Source organism: Pseudonocardia pini, from assembly GCF_013870575.1.
Lineage (GTDB): Bacteria > Actinomycetota > Actinomycetes > Mycobacteriales > Pseudonocardiaceae > Pseudonocardia > Pseudonocardia pini.
In genome coordinates, this window is sequence record NZ_JACBXB010000158.1 from 1 (window position 1) to 8,940 (window position 8,940).

Annotated in this window: 5 protein-coding genes and 1 pseudogene; 4 read left to right on the forward strand and 2 right to left on the reverse strand. The window is 72.7% G+C overall.

All coding sequences use genetic code 11. From position 1 onward, the window contains the following. Both H5J29_RS11935 and ppk2 read left to right on the forward strand, forming a co-directional pair. A pseudogene (locus tag H5J29_RS11935) lies at positions 1 to 519 on the forward strand (ABC transporter ATP-binding protein); the annotation flags it as partial. Positions 520 to 609: 90 nt separating this feature from the next. After that, a complete protein-coding gene (ppk2, locus tag H5J29_RS11940; RefSeq protein ID WP_181781004.1) occupies positions 610 to 1,413 on the forward strand; it encodes a polyphosphate kinase 2 in 804 nt (267 codons plus the stop codon). Positions 1,414 to 4,092: 2,679 nt separating this feature from the next. Here ppk2 and H5J29_RS11945 read toward each other — a convergent pair. Beyond that, positions 4,093 to 5,091 carry a sugar phosphate isomerase/epimerase family protein gene (locus H5J29_RS11945; RefSeq protein ID WP_181781005.1) on the reverse strand — a complete coding sequence of 333 codons (999 nt, stop codon included), beginning with the start codon at positions 5,089 to 5,091 and terminating at the stop codon, positions 4,093 to 4,095. Positions 5,092 to 5,120: 29 nt separating this feature from the next. After that, positions 5,121 to 6,311 (reverse strand): Gfo/Idh/MocA family protein, encoded by a 1,191-nt coding sequence (locus H5J29_RS11950; RefSeq protein ID WP_181781006.1) that lies wholly within the window; start codon positions 6,309 to 6,311, stop codon positions 5,121 to 5,123. 183 nt (positions 6,312 to 6,494) lie between these two features. Here H5J29_RS11950 and H5J29_RS11955 point away from each other — a divergent pair, with 183 nt between their 5' ends. Both H5J29_RS11955 and H5J29_RS11960 read left to right on the forward strand, forming a co-directional pair. Next, entirely contained in the window at positions 6,495 to 7,511 is a 1,017-nt protein-coding gene (locus tag H5J29_RS11955; RefSeq protein WP_181781007.1) for a LacI family DNA-binding transcriptional regulator, read from the forward strand. A 192-nt stretch (positions 7,512 to 7,703) separates the two neighbouring features. Next, positions 7,704 to 8,940: UvrD-helicase domain-containing protein (locus H5J29_RS11960; protein ID WP_181781008.1), on the forward strand; the 1,237-nt coding region annotated here is incomplete at its 3' end.

Consider the following 8,940-nt stretch of genomic DNA (forward strand, 5'->3'; position numbering starts at 1 on the left):
GACGACCTCGGCGTCGCCGGACCGCGGCCCGTCGTGCTGGTCTCGCAGGAGACCCACGTGTTCGCCGGACCGCTGGCGGACGACCTGCGCCTCGCGCGCGCCGACGCCACCGACGCGGAGCTGGAGAAGGCGCTCGCGACGGTCGGGGCGGACTGGGTCGGCGGGCTGCCCGCGGGCATCCACACGGTCGTCGGCGAGCTCGGGCACGGCCTGTCCCCCGAGCAGGCCGCGCAGGTGGCGTTGGCCCGGGCGCAGCTGGCCGATACGACCGTCCTGCTGCTCGACGAGGCCACCGCCGAGTCCGGAAGCCGCGACGCCACCCGCCTGGAGGACGCCGCCACCGCGGTCCTCGCCGGTCGCACCGGCCTCGTCGTGGCCCACCGGCTCCGTCAGGCCGCTCTCGCCGACCGGATCCTGGTGATGGACGCGGGGCGGGTCGTGGAGTCCGGCACCCACGATGAGCTCCTTGCCGCGGGCGGGCACTACGCGCGCCTGTGGTCGGCGTGGGACGGGTCCTGAACGGCCGGTGAAGTGAACCCGAACGGGCGAGGACCGGTGGCGGGCCGACTCCTACGCTGATCATCTCCGTGCGGTGCCCCAGGAGGTCCGATGAGCGCGAAGCCCGAACGCTTCCCCCGCAAGGTGTACGAGCGCGAGCTGCTGCGGCTGCAGGGCGACCTGGTGCGCCTGCAGGAGTGGGTGAAGGCCACCGGGGCGCGGGTCGTCGTCGTGTTCGAGGGCCGGGACGCCGCGGGCAAGGGCGGGGCGATCAAGCGGATCACCGAGAACCTCAACCCCCGGGTCTGCCGCATCGTCGCGCTGCCCGCGCCGGACGACCGCGAACGCACCCAGTGGTACTTCCAGCGCTACGTGGAGCACCTGCCCGCGGCCGGGGAGATCGTGCTGCTGGACCGCAGCTGGTACAACCGCGCCGGCGTCGAGCGGGTGATGGGGTTTTGCACGTCGGCCGAGTACAAGCGGTTCCTGCGCCAGTGCCCGATCTTCGAGGAGCTGTTGATCGACGACGGCATCCTGCTGCGCAAGTACTGGTTCTCGGTGAGCGACAAGGAGCAGGAGCGGCGCTTCCGCGAGCGCATGGAGAACCCGCTCAAGCAGTGGAAGCTCTCGCCGATGGACCTCGAGTCGATCACGCGCTGGGACGACTACTCACGGGCCAAGGACGACATGCTCGTCCACACGGACACCGAGGTGGCCCCGTGGACGGTCGTGGAGTCCGAGGACAAGCGCCGCGCCAGGCTGAACATGATCGCCCACCTGCTGGGCAGCATCCCGTGGCAGCCGCTGCAGCCCCCGGCCCTGACCATCCCGGAACGCCCGCCCGCAGGCGGCTACGTCCGCCCGCCCCGCGAGCTCGAGCGCTGGGCCCCCGACCACGCCGCCACGCTCCTGTGACTGTGAGTGGCGATAGTCGCTCCAGCGACTATCCCCACTCACGACGGGTCTCGTCCATGATCGGGGTGGCGCAGGCGGGCGCGGTCCGGGTCCGGCTCCGTGCCTCCGGCTCGCTCACCAGGAGCAGACCGCTGCGCCTTCCACATGACCGTCGACTCGACGATCTCCGCCGCGCTTCTGCGTACCCGACCGATGCCGATCGCCGCTCCGGGCGCCGGGCCGGGCCGCCGGTGAGGGGCGGTGAAGGCCGGTGGGGCCGGTGGGCCGGTGGGCCGGTGGGGACCGGTGGGCCTGTGGGCCGGTGGAGGCCGGTGGAGGCCGGTGGGCCGGTGGGGGCCGGTGATCGTCGTCTCGGCACGCCCGACCGCGCTCACCGCGGCTCCGCGTACCCAACCGGTGATCACCACGACCGCCATCCGTCGGGTTCGCGCCCGCGACCTCCATGATCACCGTCTCGGAACGACCCACCGCGCTCACCGCGGCTCCGCGCACCCAACCAGCGATCACCACGACTCTCGCGCCGGGCCTGGCTCGCGCCCGCGGGCGGTACACCGTGATCACCGTGACACCCGGTCGAGTTCGCGCCCGCCACCCCATGATCACCATCTCGGCACACCTCACCGCGCTCACCGCGGCTCCGCGCACCCAACCAGCGATCACCACGACTCTCGCGCCGGGCCCGGGTCGCGCCCACAGCCAGCATGATCACCGTCTCGGCACCCCACACCGCGCACACCGCGGCTCCGCGCACCCAACCGACGATCACCGCAACTCTCGCGCCAGGCCTCATTCGCGCCTGCGGGCGGTACACCGTGATCACCGTGACACCCGGTCGAGTTCGCGCCCGACACCCCATGATCACCATCTCGGCACACCTCACCGCGCCCACCGCGGCTCCGCGTACCCGAACGGCGATCACCGCGGCTCTCGCGCCGGGTCCGGCTCGCGCCGGCAGCCGACAGACCCTTGATCACCGTCTCGGCACCCCGCACCGCGCTCACCGCGGCAGAGCGCACCCAACCAACGATCACCGCGGCCCACCCGCGGCCGGATTCAGCACACAATCCCCATGATCGCCGCCCTCGGCCTGCCCACCGCGCTTACCGCGGACCGCGCACCGAACGGCGGTCACCGCGACCGCACGCCCGGTTGATGCTCGGGATCTCCATGATCACCGTCCCGGCACGCCCCACCGCGCTGACCGCGGCTCCGCGATCCCCACCAGCGATCACCACGACTCTCGCGCCGGGCCCGGGTCGCGGTGGCAGGCAGCCCACTCATGATCATCGTGTCGGCACGGCCGAAGGCGTGCACCGCGACTCCGCGTACCCAACCGGTGACGACGATGACTCCCACGCGCGGGGTGGTTCGCGCCCGCGTCCGCTGCACCACCGATCACCGTGACATCCGGTCGGGTTAGCGTCCGCGAACTCCATGATCATCGTCTCGGCACGAGCCGCCGCGCCCATCGCGGCTTCAGGTACCCAAACGGCGATCACCGCGGCTCTCGCGCCAGGTCCGAGTCGCGCCCGCAGCTGGCAGATCCTTGATCACCGTCTCGGCACCCCGAACCGCGCTCACCGCCGCTCCGCGTTCCCGACCAGCGATCACCGTGACTCTCGCGGAGGGCCCGGGTCGGGCTGGCAGCCAACACATCCATGATCACCGTCTCAACACGCTCCGCCGCGCTCACCACGGCCCTGTGTACCCAAGCGGCGATCACCGCGACGCTCGCGCAGGGTCCGGCTCGCGCCGTCAGCCAACCGACCCTTGATCATCGTGTCGGCACGCCCGACCGCGCACACCGCGGCTCCGCGCACCCAAACGGCAATCACCGCGACCGCGCGCCGGTCCGGTTCGCGCCGCGACCTCCATGATCACCGTATCGGCACCCCACCGCGCACACCGCGGCTCCGCGCACCCAACCGGGACCGCCATCCGTCGGGCTCGCCTCCGCGATCTCCATGATCAGCGTTTCGGCACGACCCACCGCGCTCATCGCAGCTCCGCGTTCCCAACCAGCGATCACCACGGCTCTCCCGCCGGACCCGGGTCGGGCTGGCAGCCAACACATCCATGATCACCGTCTCGGCACGCTCCGCCGCGCTCACCACGGCTCTGCGTACCCAAGCGGCGATCACCGCGACGCTCGAGCAGGGTCCGTATCGCCAGCAGCCAGCACACCCATGATCACCGTTTCGGCACGACCCACCGCGCACACCACGGCTCCGTGTACCCAACCGGCGATCACCGCGACGCTCGCGCAGGGTCCCGATCGCCGACAGCCCAACACACCCACGATCACCGCTGCGGCACGACCCACCGCGCACACCACGGCTCTGCGTACCCAACCGGCGATCACCGCGACGCTCGAGCAGGGTCCGTATCGCCGACAGCCAGCACACCCATGATCACCGTTTCGGCACGGCCCACCGCGCACACCACGGCTCCGTGTACCCATCCGACGATCACCGCGAACCGCACGCACGGTCGGGCTCACGGCCACCGCAACCATGATCGCCGGTCGGCACGCTCCGCCGCGGCGGAGCGTGCCCGACCGTTGATCACTACCTCCACCTCGGAGGCGCCGGGCGCCGTCCCGGTGCTCCACGCCGGCCGCCGACGCCTCGACCCGCTCGGCGGGCAGCACGAGGCCAGAGCGTCGGCGCCGGCGGGCGGTCAGAGCCCGCCGGCCGCCTCGACCAGGTTCTTCGCGGCGAGGGCGAGGCCTTCGGTCTGGGAGTAGGCCGCGTCCTCGTGCTCGATGTTCACGGCCATGTCCGGGTCGACCTCGGCGAGCGCGCGCAGGAACTCGGTCCAGTACGCGACGTCGTGCCCGAGGCCGACGGCCACGAACTTCCAGGCGGGGTTCTCGGGCCAGGCGTTGCACCAGGAGCCGTAGCCGGTGGGGACCTTGCCGGGGGCATCGGCCGGGACGCGGGTGAAGCTCGTGTCCAGCACCCCGCGGACGTCGACGCCCGGCTGGATCGCCGCGTCCTTGGCCGCGGCGTGGAACACCAAGGGGCCCAACCACTCGATGCACCTCACGATGTCCATGCCCTGCCACATCAGGTGCGAAGGGTCCATCTCGGCCCCGACGTTCGTGGCGCCGATGTCGTCGACCAGCTTCTTCAGCGTGACCGGCGAGAAGACGAGGTTGTGCGGGTGCATCTCGATGGCGACCCGGACGTCGTTCTCCCGGGCCAGCGCGTCGATCTCGGTCCAGAACTCCCGAGCGACGGCCCACTGGTAGTCCAGGACGTCCATGTACACGCCGTCCCACGGGTTGACCACCCAGGACGGGTACCTGGCGTCGGGGTCGGAGCCGGGGGTGCCGGACATGGTGACGACGTGCCGCACGCCGAGCAGCCCGGCGAGGCGGATCGTGCCGCGCAGGTCGTCCGCGTGCTTCGGCCCGACGCCGGGCAGCGGGTTGAGCGGGTTGCCGTTGCAGTTGAGCCCGGTCAGCTCCAGGCCCCGCTCGGCGAAGGCCGCCAGGTACTCCTCGCGGGCCTTCGCGGAGCCGAGCAGCAGGTCGACGTGGCAGTGCGGGGCGGGGATGAAACCGCCGGTGTTCACCTCGACCGAGGTGAGCCCGTTGCCCTTCACGACGTCGAGGGCCTCGGTGAGGGTGAGGTCGTGCAGACAGGCGGTGTAGGCGCCGAGCTTGAGGGCCATCGGGGTTCTCCGGGGTCTCGAGAGGGTGGTCAGACGGACGGGACGGTGACGGCGGCGCCCGCGGACTCCGCGGACCGGACGACGGCGGCGATGACCTCCATCGTCCGCAGGGCGTCGGCGAAGCTCGCGCAGGCGGGCAGCGGCTCCGGGGTACCCGCGACCTGGTCGAGGAACGCCCGGGCCTGGTAGGTGAAGTGCTCGGTGTTCCCGAGCCCGTTGCCCGCGGCCTCCATCGGGTAGCCGCCGTGGAAGTACGGGTGCTCCGAGCCGACGATCACCTGGCGCGCGCCGCGGCTGCGGGAGCCGGGCTGGGCGTCGTCGAACAGGTACTCGGCGGGCCGGTGCTGGTCGAAGCCCGCCCGGCCGCCGACGCCGACGAGGTCGAACGCGAGCCCGTTCGGCAGCCCGAAGGCGGTGCGGGACACCGAGAACGTGCCGACCAGCCCGGAGGCGAACCGGGCGGTGAAGGTGGCGGTGTCCTCGTTCTCGACCTCGCCGACCTCGTCGGACACCGGCGCGGCACCGTGCCCGACCACCGCGCCGAGCGGCAGCGGGCGCTTGTCGATCTGCGTGGACAGCGCCGCGCCGGACACCGCGACGATCGGCCCGCCCGCCACGAACTCGGCCGTGTCGATCACGTGGGAGCCGATGTCGCCGAGCGCGCCCGACCCCTTGGGGCCCTTGAAACGCCAGCTCAGCGGGCCGCGCGGGTCGCAGGCGTAGTCGCACCAGTAGCGCCCGGAGAACAGGGTGAGGTCGCCGATCTCGCCTGCCTGCGCGTCCTGGCGGATCGCCGCGACGGCCGGGTTGCGGCGGTAGGTGTAGCCGACGGCGGTGACGGTCTCGGCCGAGCGCTCGAGCTCGACCATCGCCCGGGCGTCGGCGAGGGAGCCCGCGAGCGGCTTCTCGCACAGGACGTGCTTGCCCGCGGCGACCAGCGCCTCGGCGATCGGCCGGTGCAGCGCGTTGCCCACGACGATGCTGACCGCGTCGATCGTCGGGTCCGCGGCGACGGCCTCCCAGCTCGGCAGGGCATGCTCGAAGCCGTAGCGGCGGGCGGCGTCCTCGGCGAGCGCGAGGTTCGCGTCCGCGACTGCGGCGAGCCGCACGGGCGGCAGGCCGAGACCGAAGACGGTGGTGGCGTTGCGGTACGCCGCGGCGTGGCTGCGGCCGGCCATGCCGGCTCCGATCACGGCCACGGACAGGGGCTGGGTCGACATCGATGGCGCCTTTCTCCGGCGCGGGGCGGTGGCCCCGCACGCGTCGCGTGGGTACGAATGAGCCAGAACGTTCCGGTAACCATGGCTGCTGTTCGCACCGAACAAGCCGGAACGTTCCGGTAGACTCGGACGCTAGAGCGGGCAGGGTTAGGATGTCAAGACAAACCGAGGAGAGAGGGACGCATGGGGGCACGACCCGGACGCGTGACGATCGTGGACGTCGCGCGCGCAGCGGGGACGTCGGTGTCGTCGGTGTCGGTGGCGCTGCGCGGCGAGCCGGGGGTGTCCGAGGAGACCCGGCGACGGGTGCTCGCCACCGCGGACCGGCTCGGCTACCGGCCGGACGCGCGGGCCCGGCTGCTCCGCGAACAGCAGCCGCGGGTGCTCGGCGTGTCCTACGCCGTGTCCCAAGCCTTCCACGCCGAGATCGTCGAGCACCTCTACCAGGCCGTCGCGACCACCGAGCACGATCTCGTGCTGAGCGCGGCCACCCGGGCGCGCTCCGAGCTGGCGGCGGCGGAGAGCCTCACCCACGACCGCTGTGCCGCGTTGCTGCTGGTCAGCCCCGCGATCAGCGAGATCGACCTCGCAGCCCTGAGCCGCCGGACCCCCACGGTCGTCCTGGGCTCCGAGCTGCGTGCCGAGTCCGTGGACTCCGTGCGGGCGGACGACCGACGCGGCATCGCGCTGGCCGTGGACCACCTCGCCGAGGCGGGCCACCGGGAGATCCACTACGTCGACGGCGGGAGCGCCGTACTGAGCCGGACGCGCCGGGAGGGCTATCTCGCCGCCATGCGGGCGCGGGGGCTGGGCGCACACGTCCGCGTGCTCGGCGGGAACGCGGACGAGGAGTCCGGGATCGCGGCGGCCCAGCGGATCCTCGCCGAGCCGACCCCGCCCACCGCGGTCGTGGCGCACAACGACATGACGGCCTTCGGCCTACTCCTCGCCCTGCGCGTGCGCGGCGTGGCCGTCCCGGGCGAGATGTCCGTGGTGGGCTACGACGACACACGGCTGGCCGCCCTGCGGACCGTGGAGCTGACCTCGGTCAGCCAGGATCCCGCGGTGCTCGCCCGGACCGCCGTGCGCCGGGCCGTCGCCCGCGCCGAGGGCGGCGTGGAGGAGGCGGGCGAGTTCGTGACCGCGCCCCGCCTGATGGTGCGGAGCAGCTCCGGGCCGGTGCCCGCTCGGCTCCACTGAGGCCTCCATCGCACCCGCGCGACAAAGGAGGACACCGTTCCGTGACCACGGACGGTTGTGCGGGGAATGGGGAGAAAGCTATTCTGCAGAGTGCGATCTGAACAGAAAAAAGTAGCTTCGCAGGTTCATCATAACACGGCCCCCGAATCCGTCGCCAGCCCTTCTTTCGAGCAGGAGCTGGCGGCCGAGACCATGCTCGTCCGCCGGCTCCACGGCCTGCTGGCCACCGAGCTGGCGAGCGCCGCGGCACAGGCGCGGGGCATGCTGGCCGCGCCGACCGGCGGGGAGCTCAGCGCCCGCTGGGAGCGGGACGTGTCGGTGTACCGCTGGTCGGAGCGGGTGAACGCGCTGAGTGCCGCCCGCTCGGGGCTGTGCTTCGGCAGGCTGGACCACACCGACGGATCGCGCAGCTACATCGGCCGCATCGGGCTCACCGATCCCGCGGACTCGGAGAGCGCGCTCACGGACTGGCGGGCACCCGCCGCCCAGCCTTTCTACTGCGCGACGCTGGCCACCCCGCTCGGGGTCACCCGGCGGCGCCATTTCCAGCTCGCCGGAACGGCGCCGGAGGAGCGGGTCGCCACGTTCCACGACGAGGTGCTGGACCGGGAGACCGATTCGGAGTCGGCCTCCGACCCGGCCCTGCTCGCGGCGCTCAAGGCGCCCCGCGGGTCGGCGATGCGAGACATCGTCACGACCATCCAGGCCGAGCAGGACGCGATCATCCGGCTCCCGCTCCAGGGCACCGCGGTGATCGAGGGCGGCCCGGGGACCGGCAAGACCGCGGTGGCGCTGCACCGCGTGGCCTACCTGCTCTACACCCACCGCGAGCGGCTCGCCCGCAGCGGCGTGCTCGTCGTGGGCCCGAGCGCCGGGTTCATCTCCTACGTCGGCGGCGTGCTCCCCGCGCTGGGCGAGTCCGCGGTGGTGTTCACGACCCCCGGCAGGCTGGCGCAGGGCGTGGTCGCGACCGCCCTCGACCCGGACGACGTCGCCCGCACCAAGGGCGACCTGGCGATGCTGGACGTGCTGCGCCGCGCCGTCGCCGACCGGCAGGAGCTGCCCGCGGCGCCGATCACGATCGAGCTCGAGGACGTCACCGTGGAGATCGACCGGACCATGGCGGCGGAGGCCCGGAGTCGGGCCCGGGCCACCGGCCTGGCCCACAACGCCGCCCGGACGAGCTTCCGGGACACGCTCGGCAGGCTGCTCGTCGACCAGGGCCTCGAGAAGCTCGGCCGAAGCCTGGAGGACCCGCCGGAGCTCGCCGAGCTGCTCCAGGGGCTCCACCTCCCCGAGATCGAGCCCGCGGGGGCGGACCAGGTCTCGGCGGAGATGCGGGCCGAGCTGCGCGACGACGTCCGCGGCGACCTCCGCTTCCACGCCGCCGTCGAGCAGCTGTGGCCGGTGCTTCTTATACAGGTACCGT

What these genes read in the sequence shown, in the direction of transcription:
- ppk2 (WP_181781004.1), top strand. Translation starts at nt 610, where the DNA reads ATGAGCGCGAAGCCCGAACGCTTCCCCCGCAAGGTGTACGAGCGCGAG.
- H5J29_RS11945 (WP_181781005.1), bottom strand. Translation starts at nt 5,091, where the DNA reads ATGGCCCTCAAGCTCGGCGCCTACACCGCCTGTCTGCACGACCTCACC.
- H5J29_RS11950 (WP_181781006.1), bottom strand. Translation starts at nt 6,311, where the DNA reads ATGTCGACCCAGCCCCTGTCCGTGGCCGTGATCGGAGCCGGCATGGCC.
- H5J29_RS11955 (WP_181781007.1), top strand. Translation starts at nt 6,495, where the DNA reads ATGGGGGCACGACCCGGACGCGTGACGATCGTGGACGTCGCGCGCGCA.